17 protein-coding genes are annotated in these 15,009 nt (G+C 68.3%); 5 read left to right on the top strand and 12 right to left on the bottom strand.

What is annotated here, in order from left to right; all coding sequences use genetic code 11:
* Nucleotides 1-35 precede the first annotated feature (35 nt).
* Nucleotides 36-1,235 carry a hypothetical protein gene (locus ACFXN1_RS09875; protein WP_379437762.1) on the bottom strand — a complete coding sequence of 400 codons (1,200 nt, stop codon included), beginning with the start codon at nucleotides 1,233-1,235 and terminating at the stop codon, nucleotides 36-38.
* 752 nt (nucleotides 1,236-1,987) lie between these two features.
* Between ACFXN1_RS09875 and ACFXN1_RS09870 the strand changes: the two genes are divergently transcribed.
* The 5 genes from ACFXN1_RS09870 (at nucleotide 1,988) to ACFXN1_RS09850 (ending at nucleotide 5,472) form a co-directional block, all read left to right on the top strand.
* Nucleotides 1,988-2,854, top strand: a complete 867-nt coding sequence (locus tag ACFXN1_RS09870) for a helix-turn-helix domain-containing protein (protein WP_379437760.1) — start codon at nucleotides 1,988-1,990, stop codon at nucleotides 2,852-2,854.
* 263 nt (nucleotides 2,855-3,117) lie between these two features.
* Entirely contained in the window at nucleotides 3,118-3,309 is a 192-nt protein-coding gene (locus tag ACFXN1_RS09865) for a hypothetical protein (protein ID WP_379402384.1), read from the top strand.
* A gap of 296 nt (nucleotides 3,310-3,605) precedes the next feature.
* Nucleotides 3,606-4,202 carry a TetR/AcrR family transcriptional regulator gene (locus ACFXN1_RS09860; protein WP_379437759.1) on the top strand — a complete coding sequence of 199 codons (597 nt, stop codon included), beginning with the start codon at nucleotides 3,606-3,608 and terminating at the stop codon, nucleotides 4,200-4,202.
* 65 nt (nucleotides 4,203-4,267) lie between these two features.
* Complete coding sequence (locus ACFXN1_RS09855; protein WP_379437757.1) at nucleotides 4,268-4,903, top strand: glyoxalase; 636 nt, start codon at nucleotides 4,268-4,270, stop codon at nucleotides 4,901-4,903.
* Between the two features lie 104 nt (nucleotides 4,904-5,007).
* The gene (locus tag ACFXN1_RS09850) at nucleotides 5,008-5,472 is read left to right on the top strand and encodes a phage tail protein (protein WP_379437756.1); all 465 of its coding nucleotides are present in this window, start codon (nucleotides 5,008-5,010) and stop codon (nucleotides 5,470-5,472) included.
* 64 nt (nucleotides 5,473-5,536) lie between these two features.
* Here the strand turns inward: ACFXN1_RS09850 and ACFXN1_RS09845 are convergent, their stop codons facing one another.
* The 11 genes from ACFXN1_RS09845 to ACFXN1_RS09795 form a co-directional block, all read right to left on the bottom strand.
* On the bottom strand, nucleotides 5,537-5,683 hold the full coding sequence (locus ACFXN1_RS09845) for a hypothetical protein (protein WP_354835208.1): 147 nt from the start codon (nucleotides 5,681-5,683) through the stop codon (nucleotides 5,537-5,539).
* A 223-nt stretch (nucleotides 5,684-5,906) separates the two neighbouring features.
* Nucleotides 5,907-6,551, bottom strand: a complete 645-nt coding sequence (locus ACFXN1_RS09840; RefSeq protein WP_379402381.1) for a class F sortase — start codon at nucleotides 6,549-6,551, stop codon at nucleotides 5,907-5,909.
* Entirely contained in the window at nucleotides 6,548-7,540 is a 993-nt protein-coding gene (locus tag ACFXN1_RS09835) for a hypothetical protein (protein WP_379437754.1), read from the bottom strand. The genes ACFXN1_RS09840 and ACFXN1_RS09835 overlap by 4 nt, the downstream gene beginning before the upstream one ends.
* A gap of 244 nt (nucleotides 7,541-7,784) precedes the next feature.
* On the bottom strand, nucleotides 7,785-8,411 hold the full coding sequence (locus ACFXN1_RS09830; RefSeq protein ID WP_379437753.1) for a VOC family protein: 627 nt from the start codon (nucleotides 8,409-8,411) through the stop codon (nucleotides 7,785-7,787).
* Nucleotides 8,412-8,486: 75 nt separating this feature from the next.
* On the bottom strand, nucleotides 8,487-9,440 hold the full coding sequence (locus tag ACFXN1_RS09825; RefSeq protein WP_379437751.1) for a lysophospholipid acyltransferase family protein: 954 nt from the start codon (nucleotides 9,438-9,440) through the stop codon (nucleotides 8,487-8,489).
* A 6-nt stretch (nucleotides 9,441-9,446) separates the two neighbouring features.
* Nucleotides 9,447-10,295 carry a GNAT family N-acetyltransferase gene (locus ACFXN1_RS09820; protein ID WP_379437750.1) on the bottom strand — a complete coding sequence of 283 codons (849 nt, stop codon included), beginning with the start codon at nucleotides 10,293-10,295 and terminating at the stop codon, nucleotides 9,447-9,449.
* A gap of 308 nt (nucleotides 10,296-10,603) precedes the next feature.
* Nucleotides 10,604-11,734, bottom strand: a complete 1,131-nt coding sequence (locus ACFXN1_RS09815) for an S-adenosylmethionine:tRNA ribosyltransferase-isomerase (RefSeq protein WP_379437748.1) — start codon at nucleotides 11,732-11,734, stop codon at nucleotides 10,604-10,606.
* Entirely contained in the window at nucleotides 11,731-12,420 is a 690-nt protein-coding gene (locus ACFXN1_RS09810; protein ID WP_379437747.1) for an SDR family NAD(P)-dependent oxidoreductase, read from the bottom strand. Before ACFXN1_RS09810 ends, ACFXN1_RS09815 begins: the two co-directional genes overlap by 4 nt.
* A 70-nt stretch (nucleotides 12,421-12,490) precedes the next feature.
* Complete coding sequence (locus ACFXN1_RS09805) at nucleotides 12,491-13,252, bottom strand: ABC transporter permease (RefSeq protein WP_379437745.1); 762 nt, start codon at nucleotides 13,250-13,252, stop codon at nucleotides 12,491-12,493.
* On the bottom strand, nucleotides 13,249-14,271 hold the full coding sequence (locus ACFXN1_RS09800; RefSeq protein WP_379402374.1) for an ATP-binding cassette domain-containing protein: 1,023 nt from the start codon (nucleotides 14,269-14,271) through the stop codon (nucleotides 13,249-13,251). The genes ACFXN1_RS09805 and ACFXN1_RS09800 overlap by 4 nt, the downstream gene beginning before the upstream one ends.
* A gap of 79 nt (nucleotides 14,272-14,350) precedes the next feature.
* On the bottom strand, nucleotides 14,351-14,968 hold the full coding sequence (locus tag ACFXN1_RS09795) for a PadR family transcriptional regulator (protein WP_354835188.1): 618 nt from the start codon (nucleotides 14,966-14,968) through the stop codon (nucleotides 14,351-14,353).
* Between the last annotated feature and the right edge of the window lie 41 nt (nucleotides 14,969-15,009).

Genomic DNA, 15,009 nt, shown 5'->3' with positions numbered 1-15,009 from the left:
ATTCACTGGTGCGAACAAGGTTTCGTTCCGTACGCCTAGCCGCACGGACGAGGGGCGGGCGGGGGTGTCGGCGCCTTGGATGTCGGGGGCGTGGCCGGCTTCGAGGTCGCGGGCACCGGGGGCTTCGATGTCGCGGGCACGGGCGGCTTCGGCGCCGGGGCGGCCGGCGGCGCGGGCTGCGGCTTCACGGTCGGCGGATGCGCGAGAGTCGCGGATGCCAGCGGCTGCATCGGATTCCGCGGCAGCGTTGCGATGCAGTGGGGCGAGGTCGGCGGCGGGGCGGTCGTCGTCACCGGGGCGGGCGTCACCGCCGGTGTGGTCGTCACGGGAACCGTGGTCGTCACCGGCGATGTCGTCGTGGGTGCCGTGGTCGTGGTGGCCACCGGAACCGTCGTCGTTGTCGACGGGGGCGTGGTGACCGGAGCTGTGGTGGTGACCGGAACTGTGGTGGTGGGCGGGACCGTAGTGGTCGTCGTCGAGGGGTCGGTGGTCACCGTGACCGTCGTAGTGGTGGTGACAGGGTCCGATGTGGGAGTCACCGACTGCGAAACGGTTTGTCCCGGATCGGAAGACTGATCCGCTTGGAACGAGAGGGTCGCGCTCGCGTCGATGGAGAGGCTGGGCGCGGCGGTCGTGGTCGGCGTATCCGTGGTCGTGACCGGCGTATCCGTGGTCATGACGGGGGCGCTGGTGGTCGCATCCGGGGTGGTGGTCTCCTGGGCGGGATCCGTTGTCGCGGACGCGGGATCGGTGCCCGGATCGGTCGCGGCGATCGGGTCGCCCGCGGCGTCGGGTGTGGAGCCGTCGGTGGGGACCGGAACGTCGCTCGGGGTCAGTGAGCTGTCGGCGAGACCGATCTCCGGCGTGGTCGACCCGGACTGCGCGGCCGTCAGATCGGCGTAGCTCTGCGAATCCGGCGCCTTCGCTGCTTCGGTCGACGCGGCACTGGTCGCCGCCGGATCGGTCCCGTGCGTTTCGGCCGCGGCGACCACGCCGACGACGAGGCTCGCCAGCGCGGCGCCGGCCGCCACCTTCGGCAGATGGCGGCGGACGGGCCGCGACGCGATCAGGCGAGCCATCAGCTGCCATTTCCCCGGGGCCTCGGCGAGTTCCCCCGGGGCCTCGATGAATTCGGTCGGCACCGCATCGACGGCATCGGCGTTCGGCTCGATGGTCGGTTCAGGCGTGTCCGATTCGTCCCGATCGGGTTCGTTGCTGTCCAAGGCTGTCCCCACTGTGGATTCTTTCTCCGCGATAAGTCGCCGCACCAGCGCCCATGCGGAGGATGACCGGATGGCCACCGGGGCCGGAAATTCAAAACTCGTTATGAAACGGCTTTCTGGCGACCAAGACTGTGCAATGCACTCGGACAGCACGCAACTCAGCCCCGCATCGCGCACCACAACTCGCCGGTGCCCCGCAACACGGCAGCGACAACATGCCCGAGATAACGCATAAATCTCTGCACAACAGGGGAATCGAGCACTGCTGGCGGGATGGATCAGCCAATCGGCACATCGAACGACGCGGCAGCGCCCATCGGCCAGGAAAAAGGCAGCTACCACCGATCAGCCGCGCCGAGTCGTCACCCCAACTCTTCTGTCCGATTCACCAAATAAGTTGTACCAAAACAGGTTTCACACCGAACTCGACACGGGTACGCGAGCTGAACGATTGACCGAGCGACACAAATTGTCACACCTTCCGCCCGAACGCCCACACCCATCGCCTGCACAACCAGGCAGCACTAGATATGAGCTTTGGAGCTCTGTTCACGATTTTGCCCCATTACCCAAACTTCAATGAACAAACGGTGCATGAAAGGTGTCGGAAAATCGTTGGCATCAGCGAATATTCATGTTGCATACGCTGTGATCTTTCCGACAGTGCGCCGTTTCGGCCCGTCGGGTAAAAGTTCTTCAGCGAATTTGATTCACACCGCTCGGCCGCGCAAGGCTTCGTAGGACGTTCGACAGAGAGGCTGGCCGTGCAGATCGCCGCACCGCTCCCCCACCCCGGCCAGTCGGCGTTTCCCCCGATCCCGCCCACCCAGGTCCGCCGCAGCGCCGGCCGGCTCTCGTGGGTCTGCGAGCGACCCGAGATCGGGGGCTATCTCCGCCGGCAACGCGAGGCGCTGGGATTGACCCAGGAGGAGGTGGCCCTGGCCGCGTCGACCACGCTGTCGTCCCTGCGGAAGTGGGAGGCAGGTCTGCGCAACCCGAGCACCGAAGGTCTGGCGGCCTGGTGCCGCGCGCTGAATCCACCGGACTGGATGTTGCGCAAGATCATGTCGCTCGCGCTCGGTGACATGGATACGCTGCGCACGGAACCCTGGCCCCGGACCATCGGCCGCGAGGATCTCGCTCATCTCGAATCGTTCTCCGCGCCCGCCTTTTTCATCAGATTCCCCCATTTGGATGTCGTCGCTGCCAACGGACCCGCGCGCCAACTGATTCCGAGCTTGACGCCGGCCGACCTCGGTCCGGCCCGCGCGGTCAATCTGGTCGAATGGATCATGACCGACGCCGCACGAGAGCTGCTGGTCAACTGGCGCGACCTCGCCGTTCGCGTGATCCATGCCCTGCGGGTCATGGGTCCCGGCATCGTTCCGCAGCCGCGCCTCGACGAGATCTTCAACGCCTGCTATTCGCGATCGCCGAAGGACTTCAAACGATTCTTCGCCACCGACCCGGTCGAGGACGAACAGGACGGCGACGCACTATTGGTGCGAAATCTGGAGCAGGGCACGGTCGATCGGTATACCTACCGATCCTTGCGCGCGATCCAGCCGATGCGCCCGTACGACGTCGTACACCTGATCCGGAGCACCGCACCGCGTGATGCGGGCGCGTAGGCCGCATCGGATCGACCACACCGAACACGTTCCCGCCGCCCCCATCCCGGGGGTTCCGATCGTGCCAGACTGAGGACCACACGTGCCGATCTCGGACACCGGTGGTGCAGCGCCGGGCCGGGTGCACCAGAATTCGGTGCGGCCGACACCGACTCGCGGACCGGCCCTGGTCTTCAACGCGGTCGACCGCACACGCACCGGTACATGGGCAATGGGGTGGTGTGCGGCGCGGCCGCGACCGATCCCACACGAAAGGTCGATACGTGCCCAAGCACCTGATCACAGTGGCGTCGATTGCGCTGGCGGTGGTGGCCCTCGCGGGCTGCGGCAGCCACCACAGCAGTCCGCTCACCCCGCCGACTTCGACGACCTCGGTACCGGTTTTCGGCGGCGGCCAGATACCGGATGTGATCGATGTGCCGACCACCACCCCGTCCACGACCAAGGCCAGGTAATGGCCGGGCGGTGACCTCGACCGGTTACCGGCCGCGCCGGAGGCGACGCTCACGCCCATACAGAGGAGCCCCCGCGCGGAGACCGTCGGGCCCTGGGTGCCGAGTTCTCTTGTCCCCATCCGAAGTTCGTTGCAGGGCACGCGAATCCGGCAGCACCTGATGGGTCGCAAGGGCTCCCTCCGCTCGGTCGCGGCGATGCTAGCAATGATAGAACTCGTGTCGCTGACACGCCCAGAGTCTGTAGCTAGATAACTTTACGGCCGATACGATGAGTCGATGACGATTCAGAAGACGCCATGACGATCCAGGAACGGCGTGAGCGTGAGCGAGCGGCCAGGCGTCAGCTGATCATCGACACCGCACGCAAGCTCGCCGAGGACGATGGCTGGCCCGCGGTGACCACGCGCCGGCTGGCCGATTGCATCGAGTACAGCCAGCCCGTGCTCTACAGCCATTTCACGAGCATGGAGGCCATCGTGGCGGCGGTGGCCGTGGAGGGCTTCGCCGAGCTGGCCGATGATCTGCACGCCGCGGGCGCGGGGCGCGAGACCGTCGAGCAGCGCCTGGGCGGCCTGGCCACCGCCTATGTCGAATTCGGGTTGTCCCAGCCGGCGCTCTACGACGCCATGTTCGTCCAGGCGACCGATCTCGCCTTCGGCAGCGCCGAGACGCCCGCGCAGTTGCGCCGCGCCTTCGGCGAAATGCGCTCGGTGATCAGGGCATCCCCCGGCGACATCGATCCGGACGCCGACACCGACACCGAGGTGTTCTGGGCCGCCCTGCACGGCCTGGTGACGCTGGCGCGCAGTCACCGCCTGCGCACCGAGTCCATCGGCGTGCACCTGACGGTGCTGCTGGAGCGTTTCACCAACCTCGGAATCCACCGACCCTGAATCCGTGGCGGGATCCGTGGTCGGCACGGATGTCGCCGGCGCGGCCGAAATTTAGCGTTATCGGCATGACGAACACCGCCACCACCACCGAAATCAATGTCAACCTCGAGGCTGCCGACCCCACCGCCACCGCGGCCGCCTACGAAGCCGCCTTCGGCATGGGCGCCAGGCTGACCTTCCGTCCCGCGGCCGCCCCGGCGGAAGGCTTCCGTGGATTCATGCTGTCCCTGGTCGTCACCCAGCCCGGCACCGCCGACAACCTCATCGCCAGCGCGCTGCAGAACGGATTCACCATCCTGAAGCCGGCCAAGAAGAGCCTCTGGGGCTACGGCGCCGTCATCCAGGGCCCGGACGGCACCGTCTGGAAGGTCACCACCTCCCAGAAGAAGAACACCGGCCCCGCGACCCGCGAGGTCGACAGCGTCGTCCTGCTGCTCGGGGTCGAGAACGTGAAGGCCAGCAAGCAGTTCTACCTCGACCGCGGCCTCACCGTCTCGAAGAGCTTCGGCAGCAAGTACGTCGAATTCGCCCTCCCCGACTCCCCCGTCAAGCTCGCCATGTACCCCCTCGCGGCCGCCGCCAAGGACGCCGGCGTCCCTCCGACCGGCTCGGGCCCGCACGGAATCGTGGTCAGCGGCGCCACCACCTCGTTCGTCGACCCGGACGGCTTCGAATGGGAGGCATCCGCGAAACGCCCGTGACGCCTTCGGGTTACCCATCGGCCCGGCGGGCGCGGCTAGGATTACCGCGGCCTGTCCGAGAGCACCGTCCGACCTGATCGGACATTCGTGTGAAGGAATTCGCCATGCCGAATGTTGTTGACTTCGTGAACGTCTCGACCGAGGGACTGGAGTCGTCGCCGGTCGCACCCGCGCTCGCCGGATTACGGGCGAACGAGGCCCGGTACTTCAAGAACAAGTACGACCATGTCTTCACGGTGGAGCCCGCGGAGGACGCCCGGCAGACCATCGAGTGGGTGAACCGGATCCTCGCGGAGGAGCGGTCCCTCGTCATCTCCTCGAAGCCCCTCGAGGCGACGGCCTTCCAGGTCGAGGACATTCGAATCGCCTACGTGTTCTACCAGAACGGCCTGTCGATCAATGTGATGTACACCGTCGACGACGCCAAGAAACGAGCGGTCGGGTTCAAGCTCTCCGACGGGATGGAGGTCCCGGCGGAGCTCGCCTCGCAATTCAAGTTCGCGCGGCAGAAGTCGAAGCTGGCCGGCACCATTCGCGGCTCGTACTTCGTCATCAAGGGCGAGTACTGATCCCGGTGGGCCTTACCGCCCCGCAGCCGACGAAGACCTGCGGGACGGTTCGGCCACTGCTCGATCAGCCGAACGGGTACTGACCGGCGCCGGCGTAGCCGGTGCCACCCATACCGATGATGTCGGTGAGCATCACGAGCATTCCCTGCCCGATCGACAACGCGTCGTTGCCGATCGTTCCGAGGTTCTGCGCAAAGGTCTGCATGTCCACCTCCGCTGTCGGTCGATCCGAATGGTGCGCACGGGAACGTAGCCAATCCGTGTCACCACCGGCAAGTCCGGTGTGGCGCGAGCTGCCGCACCTGGATTCACCGAAATCTGTTCTCTGCCAACAACATTGCCGAGTCTCAGCGGACGCGACAGGGCGACACGCCGACATTCGGACAATCGGGACCACAGCAGACTCACAGGACCGCCGTGCGCCCCGGGCGTGGCTAGGTCACCGAATCGAGGGACGAGAAGACCACCACGTTGGACTCGTAACTCTTGGCAGCCTGGTCGAACTGGCCGCCACACGTGACCACCTGCAGCGTCGCGCCGCCGCGGGGACCGAAGACGAGCTGGTCGGGGAACTGGGATTTCAGGTACATGCGGACATCGGTGACCTTGAAGTGCGCGGTCTTGCCGTCCGCGCGCTTCACGTCGATCATGTCGCCCGGCTTCACCTTCTTCAGGTAGAAGAAGACGCCGGTGCCCTTGTAGGAGTCGACGTGACCGAGGATGACCGCCGAGCCCTGCTCACCCGGCGCGGGACCCTGCTGATACCAGCCGGCCTGCAGGTAGTCGGAAGGCACCTGGACCGAGCCATCGGCATTGAGCCCCACCGCGATCAGCGACCCCGAGGCCTTGATCGAGGCGATGTCGAACGACACCGGAGTGGACCGGCTGATCGCGGCCGCCGTCTTCACCCCGGAGGCGGATGCGGCCGCGGTGGTCGTGCTCCCGGCCGAATGGGTCGCGCCGGAGGACGAACAACCGGTCACCAGGGCCAGGATGATCGCCACCACGGCGACGAGCGCACCACGTAGTGGTCTACGGATTCTCAACGCGCCCAAGGCATTTCCCTTCGCGGTGCTCATTGCGCGCTCACCTGGGCGGCCATGCCGCCCGCGCCGGTCTCGGGCGCGCCCTTGGGAATCACGTAGCCGCCCGGCGGAACCTGATCGGTGACCGCCGTGCCGCCCGGGATGCCGGTGGTCGCGCCCACCGGAATCGCCATGCCGTACGCCGTGTCCGCACCGGCCGCCGCGGCTCCGGCCGTCACCAGATCGATGCCACCCAGTGCGCTACCGCCGATGTCGGTGTTCCCGCCCGCCTGTACTCCGCCACCGGCGTTTCCACCGATCTGCGTACCGCCACCGACCTGCACGCCACCATTGGCATCCCCACCGATCTGCGTACCGCCGCCGACCTGCACGCCGCCACCGGCATTGCCACCGATCTGCGTACCGCCGCCAATCTGCACACCACCATTGGCGTCACCGCCAACCTGGGTGCCGCCGCCGACCTGCACACCACCGTTGGCATTGCCACCGGTCTGGACGCCTCCGCCGACCTGCACACCACCATTCGCGTCACCGCCAACCTGCGTACCGCCGCCGACCTGCACACCACCATTGGCATCCCCGCCCGTCTGCGTACCGCCACCGACCTGCACGCCACCACCGGCATTGCCGCCGGTCTGCGTACCGCCGCCGACCTGCACACCACCATTGGCGTCACCGCCGGTCTGCGTACCGCCACCGACCTGCACGCCACCACCGGCATTGCCACCGGTCTGCGCGCCACCGCCGACCTGCACGCCGCCGCCCGTGTTGCCGCCGGCCTGCACACCGCCGCCGGCATTCGCGCCGGCGCTCGGCTGGACGGACGCACCGGCATTGCCGCCGCCTCCGCCTTGGACGTCGACGCCCACGTTCACCCCGCCGGGTCCGATGCCGACGTCCACACCGAGGCCGGCGCCCGGGGCGGGCTGTGTCGTCGCGGTCGGGTCCGCGCCGGCCAGCGGCGCCCACAGTACGACTGCGGCCGCGGCGATCACCATGACCGGGAATGTCCTAGCCGACATTTTCGAATTCGCTTCCAGACGTTGTTGTTCGGTTGCCTTCCCGTCGAACAGACGGGTTGGTGTGTTACCGACAAGTCGCCCCTGACCGCGAAAACTATGCCGTTTCAGGCGCATTTGAAACTGGACGCCTGCACAAGCCCCTAATGCACCGAGCCCCCACCCGAAGCCCCTAATTTGCTCCACTTCACCGACCATGCCGACAGCATTCCGGTAAGGCGGGCAACCGCCGTGGAACGGTGACGAGTCAGCGGGCGGCATGCTGGGACGTGGTCTCCCAGGCGAATCCGTCCGGATCGGTGAAGGTCGCAGCGCCGCCCACCACAAGGCGGTGAGACCCGCTGCCGTCGGAGGAGACCCCGGCGTCCTTGGCCAGGGCGCGCCGCTTGTACAGGGCCAGCTTCACCGGGCTCGAGCCGCTGTCGAACTCCACGTACATGGGCCCGAAGCTCTTGGCCACCGGCAGCCCGTGGTCGACATAGAAGCGCTTGCTCGCGCCGATGTTCTCCACACCCAGCAGCAACACCATGGAGTCGAAGCGCTTGGCCGCCGGACCGCTGTTCTTCTTCGAGGAGGTCGCGACCTTCCAGATCGCGCCGTCCGGGGCCTGGACCACGCCGCCGTAACCCCACATCGACTTGGCCGCGGGCTTGAGCGCGGTCGCACCCGCCGCCAGCGCCGCATCGAGATAGGCGTCGGCGTCGGCCGGCTGGGCCACCGTCAGCGACAGCGTGTACCCACGGAATCCGGTGCTGGGCTCCCGGGTGGCCCGGAAGCCCAGCAGCTTCGAGTCCAGTCCGAACGCGGTGGAGTAGAAGGTGGCCGCGGCGTCGATGTCCGCGACGTCGAGGGTGATGTTCTCGATGGAAGTCATGGCAGCAACGCTACGGTCGCGCCACTGACCAGCGCTTCTCGATTCCTGATCAGTCCCGGGCCACTGGCGGGCGAGTCACTTCCCGGCGGTCGCCCGCGGTGCCTCCGCACGTCGATCCGCGCCCGTGCCGACGGCCTCGAGGTGCTCGGAGCCGTGGATGACGTCGGTGAAGGCGCGGGCGACGGTATCGCCCTCCAGGGTCTGTTCGCAGCGGCGGGCCAGCTCGTGGCGGTCGGTGTCGGGGAGCAGCTGCGGCTGCAGGGCGATCTCGGCGACGACGCCCTTGGAGCGTAGGACGCGGCGGATCGAGTCGGCCAGCGAGTCGATACCGACGAAGCCGGGGATGGTGGACAGGTCGCCGTCGCGGTCGAGGTAGCGCAGGCGGATGGGCTGCACCGGGGTATCGGAGTCGATGGCAGCCTGGAACAGGGCGGGACGCAGGCGGCCGTGGGCGCGGCCGCACCAGGTGGTGCCCTCGGGGAAGAAGGTGACGCGCTCACCGGCGCGCAGGCGGTCGGCCATGGTCGCGATGACCGACGGCAGCTGCCGCAGGCGTTCGCGCTCGATCGGGATGACGCGGACCCGCTTGGCGACATCGCCGAGCATCGGCCACTCGACCATGTCGGCGCGGGCCACGAAGGACACGGGCTCGACGGCGGTGAGGGCCACGATGTCGGTCCAGCCGATGTGGCGGGCCGCGATCAGCACACCGCCCTGGCGACGGTCCTCGGGGGCGCGGTTGTCGACGATGCGGACGCGAATTCCGCAGCAGGCCAGCAGGGCTCGCGCATAGCGGCGCTGCAGCCCGGCGCGACGGCGGCGCGGGGTGGCGTAGTGCGCGATCGGGAAGCTCAGCAGGACCCCGGCGATGCCGGCGATCCGGGCGGCCACCCGCAGCGTGCCCGCCTCAGCGGGAGCGTCGACACACGAAGGGCCGCAGGGACTGTGGGGCATCCAGGCGTGGGCGGAGGCCTCGGCCGGCGGGCACGAGAGCGATCCGGTCTCCGGGGAGAGCAGTGCGGGCATCATGGGGCATCACCGGGCATCCAGGCTGTTGGCCGCGCCCTGCAGGCGCTCCAGGTAGCGGGTGTTGATGGTCTCGAGGCCGAGCAGGGCGACGAAGTCGGCGACCGCGAAGTCCGGGTCGTGGGCGGGCTCGCCGCAGATCTGCGCGCCCAGGCGTAGGTAGCCGCTCAGCAGCGGGGGTAGCTTGGGGCGGGCGGGGGCTGCCAACTCGTCGAGGGTACGGCCGTCCACCACCACCGGGTTGTACGGGCGCACATGGCGTTCCGTCTCCAGCGCGTGCTTGCGCAGCAGCATGTCGCGCACGCCGCGCACGTTCACGCCGGGCTCGTCCTCGGGCGTCATCCGCATCGGCACCGACACGCAGCCCATCACCCAGTCGTATCCGGTGAGCTGGATGTAGTGCAGGATGCCCGCCCACATCAGCGTCAGCACCGAACCGTTGCGGTGATCGGGCACCACGCAGGCGCGGCCCATCTCCACGATCCGGTGACCGACGGGATCCAGTGCGGCCAAGTCGAATTCGGTGGCGGTGTAGTATCCGCCGGCGGCGGTCACCTTGTCCGGGGGCAGCATGCGGTAGCAGCCGACGAACTGCTCGGTGAGCTCGTCGCGCACCAGCAGGTGATCGCAGTGGTCGTCGAAACGGTCGGCGTCCAGGCCGGTTCCGTTGTCGGGAATGGTGAAGCCCGGCTCATTGGCGAACACCTGGTAGCGCAGCCGCTGTGCGGCCTCGCGGTGCTCGGCATCGGAGGAGACGACCAGGGAGTACTGGGACCGTCCGGTGGTGCGGGGTGCTTCCGGGGCGGGCTTCGACGCGGCTGCCAGCAGGCTGGAATTCGACGCTGCCATGGTGGTCATAGGCTTGATCAAGCCAGTCCGAGACTGCGCTGGAGCGACCGCCGGATTACCTGCCGATGCCAGTCCGGTGAACGCGACGCAGACCGCACCGGGAGTTCATCCGACCGCCTCGCAACGTTCTCTACCAGGACAAATGCTCGTATCCCGGCGGGGTACCGGCGGCTCTGGAAGGCCGCGCGGCGAGCCCGGAAGACGTTGCGGCGAGCCCGGACCCGCGTCCGCGAGCGGTCGGCAACGCGGAAGAAATCAGCCTACGCCGCCCGGGTGAGCCTTGCATCGCGGGGGTCCACTTCCGGAACGAGGGAGGGTCAGTTCCGGAAGAGTAAGGCGGAATCACCGAATTCGTGCCAGAGATACCCGGAGTCGAGCGCCACCCGGTACGCCTCCCGCACCACCGCCCCGCCCGCCACGGATTCGAGCAGATGCAGATGCGAGGCGCCCGGCGCGTGCCAACCGGTGATCAGCCCGTCCACCGCCCGCGCGGGACGATCCCCGTCGAGCACCAGCTCGGTCCAACCGGCCATCGGACGCACCAGACCGTCTGCGGCGGTGGCCGTTTCGAGCGCCCGGGTGACCGTGGTCCCCACCGCCACCACCCGCCCGCCCGCCGCATGCGTGGCATTGACCAGCCGCGCCGTCATCTCCGGCACCGCGAACCGCTCCGGACTCGGCGGCTCCCCCGACTCCGGCGACGAAACCCCGGTATGCAGCGTGATCGGCACGAACCCCACCCCGCCCGCCACCAGCTCGGTCACCAGCGCCTCGGTGAAAGGCCGCCCTGCGCTGGGCATTTCGGCACTGCCCGGCTCGAGTCCGAAGACCGTCCGATAGTAGGCGGCCGACCACCGCCCCGTGAGGTAGGAGTAGGAGATCGGGCGGCCATACCGTGCGAGCAGCGCCCGCACATCCGCCCCCGCTCTCTCGACCCCGTCGCCGTGGCCCGCCGCGGCGGCGCCCCGGTCCCCAACGGCAGCTGGATTCCCGACGGCATCATGATCGGACGCGGCTTGGACGTCCGCGGCCCAGAGGCGGTCGCCGCCGCGCAGCCAACGGGTGCGGACGGTGGCGAGGTGACCGGCCGGAAGGGTAATGCGCGCACCGGGTTTCAGCGCCCGCCCGCGCCACGGCACGCCCGCGGGGTCGCGCAGTTCGACCACCCAGCGCCCGTCGTCGAGCCAGGTCGAGAAGTGCAGCACCGCGGCCGCGTCGCCGTACCGCGCATCCACCGCGGCGCTGAGCATGGCCGAATTGTTCACCACCACAAGGTCTCCGGCGCGCAGGAATCTCGGCAGCTCCCGGAACCGCGCGTGGGTGACCGTCCCGGCGTCGCAGACGAGCATCCGGACCTCGTCACGCGCCAGGCCGCGCGCCTCGGGCGGGCTGGTCGCCGACAGCTCGCCGGGCAGGGTGAACGCGAGCTCCTCCATACCGAGGGTCATGACGCCACCGACAGTTCGGACGCGAGGTAGCGGCCGCTCGGCGGGCGCGACTCGAGAAGGCGCAGCAGGGCGGGGACAACGGTTTCCGGTTCCGGACGGTCGGAGATGTCCTCGCCGGGGAAGGCGGCCTGGTGCATCTCGGTGCGCATGTCGCCGGGATCGAAGCTGTAGATGCGCAGCTGGGGATTCTCGGCGGCGAGCACGTTGGTGAGCTGGTCCAGTGCGGCCTTGGAGGCGCCGTAGCCGCCCCAGCCCTCGTAACCGCCGACGGCGGCGTCGGAGCTGATGTCCACCACCACGCCGTCGGAGGCCCGGAGTGCGGTCAGGGTGAGCTGGAGAATCGCCAGGGGTGCAATCACATTGGTATCGAGGACGGTGGCGAGTTCGTCCAGCGGGTAGCGGTCCAGGGTCGGGAGCGGGCTCGGCCCCAGTGCGCTGGCATTGTTGAGCACCAGGTCCAGCCGGCCGGAGCCGACGGCCTCGGCGATGCGCTCGCGCACCGCCGGGTCGGCGACATCCCCCGCGATGGCGTGCGCGCCGGTCGCGGCCCGCACCCGGTCGAGCCGATCCGCGCCGCGGGCGACGAGGATCAGCTCCCAATCCCGTTCGGCGAGCGCGAGCGCGACCGCCCGGCCGAAGCCCGCCGACGCCCCGGTGATCAGGGCCCTTTTCGTGTTTTCAGGCATACAGCCATCGTGAAACCTGAACCTCTGTTCAGGTCAACAACTTTTCGCCGGCAGCGAAGAGCCGCCCGGGTCAGGCGTTCTCCCGGGCGAAGCTGCGGGAGGCGACCAGGATCAGCAGCAGCGAGACCACGATGGTGACGGCGGTGCCGACATAGACCTCGTGCGCCCCGAAGTCACCGCGGAACAGCGCCCGCGCCGCGTCCACGGTGTGCGAGAACGGATTCACCTTCGCGATGTCCTGCAGCCACTTCGGTCCCACCGTCATCGGCAGCAGGATGCCCGACAGCAGCATGATCGGCACCGACACCGAGTTCAGCAGCGAGGCGAGGGTGTCCTCCGAGCGCGCCCACAGGCCCAACGCGTAGGACGCGGACGCCAGCCCCGCACCCATGACGGCGATCAGCAACAGTGACAGCACCAGGCCGCCCGGATTCGGCCGCAGCCCGAAGACCGCCGTGGCCACTCCGACCAGCACCAGGGCCTGCACCAGCAGCACCGTCATGTCCTTGAGCACCCGGCCCAGCAGTAGCGCGCCGCGCGAGGCGGGCGTCACCCGCTGCCGTTCGATCACGCCCGCGCGCCATTCGGCCACGATGCCGAAGCCGACGAACAATGCTCCGAACAAACCGATCTGAATGACCAGCGCCGGGGTGAGGATCTTCCACGGATCCACGCCCGGGCCCAGCGACGGGGCGATGCCTTTCACCAGGGGGCCGAACAGGACCAGGTAGATGATCGGCTGCATCAGGCCGATGATCACCCAGACCGGATTGCGCAGATTGGCCCGGACCTGGGACCAGTAGATCAGTCCGGTGTCGCGCAGGAATGTCATGACCGGTCTCCTTCCCGGAGTGAACGCCCGGTGAGCGTGAGGAACACATCGTCGAGGCTGGGGCGCTTCACCGTGAGCGAGCCGGGCGTGATGCCCTTGTCGCCGAGCGCCTGCAGCAGCGGAACCACCGCGGCGTCACCGTGTTCGACGGTGAGATGCACGAGACTCTTTCCGGCATGGCCGTTCTCGTGGCCCTCGGTGCGCAGCCGGGAGCGCAGTTCGAGCGCCTCCGCGGCGACCTCCAAGGCCAGATCGGCGCTGCCGGAAGCGATCTCGAGGCTGATCACGTCGCCGGAGATGCGCCGCTTCAGCTCATCGGGGGTGCCTTCGGCGACGATGGTCCCGTGGTCCATCACCAGGATGCGATCGCAGAGCGCGTCCGCCTCCTCCAGATAGTGGGTGGTGAGTACGACGGTGGTGCCTTCGTCGCGCAGCCGCCGGATGTGGTCCCACAGGTTGGCCCGGCTCTGCGGATCCAGCCCGGTGGTGGGTTCGTCGAGGTAGATGAGCGTGGGCCGGTGCACGAGGCCGAGCGCGATGTCCACCCGCCGCCGCTGCCCGCCGGAGAGCTGCCCGCACCGGCGGCGCTCCAGCCCGTCGAATTCGAGCGCCTTGGCCAGGTCGGCGGCATTGCGCCTGGCCTCGGTCTTGGACAGCCCGAAAAGCCTTGCCTGCAGGATCAATTCGTCCTCGACCAGTTCGGCCTCGTTGGTCGATCCGCCCTGCGGCACATAGCCGATGCGGGAGCGCACCGTCCGCGGCTCGGCGCGCAGGTCGGCGCCGACCACGGTGGCCTCGCCCGCGGTGGGCGCCAGCAGCGTCGAGATCATCCGCAGGGTGGTGGTCTTGCCGGCCCCGTTGGGGCCGAGCAGTCCGATGATCTCGCCGTAGCGCACGTCGAAGTCGATACCCGTGACCGCTTGCACGTCACCGGTTTTGGTCTTGAAGGTCCGGGCCAGCCCACGGACCCGGATGACCGGGTCGGTGGGTGCGCCGCGGACGGGTGATGTCGTTTCCACGCCTCAACGGTAGAAACGACCCACCCACATAGTCAAGCTTGACTATTAAAACTTGATTACTTCGCCAGGAGCGGCGACACTACTTCACCGGAGGCGGGACCGGGGCCCCGCCCATGGTCCCCGACCAGGCATCCAGCTCCCCGCTCTCGATCCGCTGCAGGGTCCGGCGCGACCACTCCAGATCCGCACGCACATGCGCCGCAGCAAGATTGATCGCATCGGCGACATGATGCGGCTCCGCCTCCCGCGGATCCCCGCTCCCGGCCAGAATCCGCTCCTCCTCGCGCTCGAGATAGACCAGATTCGACTCGAACTGCAGGATCCGGCTGCGCAGCGCCGCAATCACATCCACCTTCGGCGCGTGCGGAAACAGCGACACCGTCGCGAAATACGGATGCTTGAGCTGGTCGGCCGCGAACAGCGACTCGCGCAGCATCTCGCCGAATTCCTTCTCCCCCTCCGGAGTCAGCCGATATGTGCGCCGCTCCGGCCGCGCCCCCTCCTGCCCGACACCCTCCACCGAGATGAGACCGTCCCGCTCCAGCGTGTTCAGCGCCCCGTACACCGAGCCGGGCTTCACATTGGCCCAGTCGTCGGCATGCCAGGACAGCAATTCGCGGCGCACGTCGTAGCCGTGCACGGGCTGGAGCAGGCGCACCACCGCCAGCACCAGCAATCGAGTTGTAGGAACAGCCATAGTCGCAGGTTAACCTTGCCCCACAACGGGAACGAGCCGCC

This window comes from Nocardia sp. NPDC059154, assembly GCF_042755705.1.
Classification (GTDB): Bacteria; Actinomycetota; Actinomycetes; order Mycobacteriales; family Mycobacteriaceae; genus Nocardia.
Note: the sequence above shows the minus strand (reverse complement) of the source record. Positions and strands in the feature narration are given on the sequence as shown.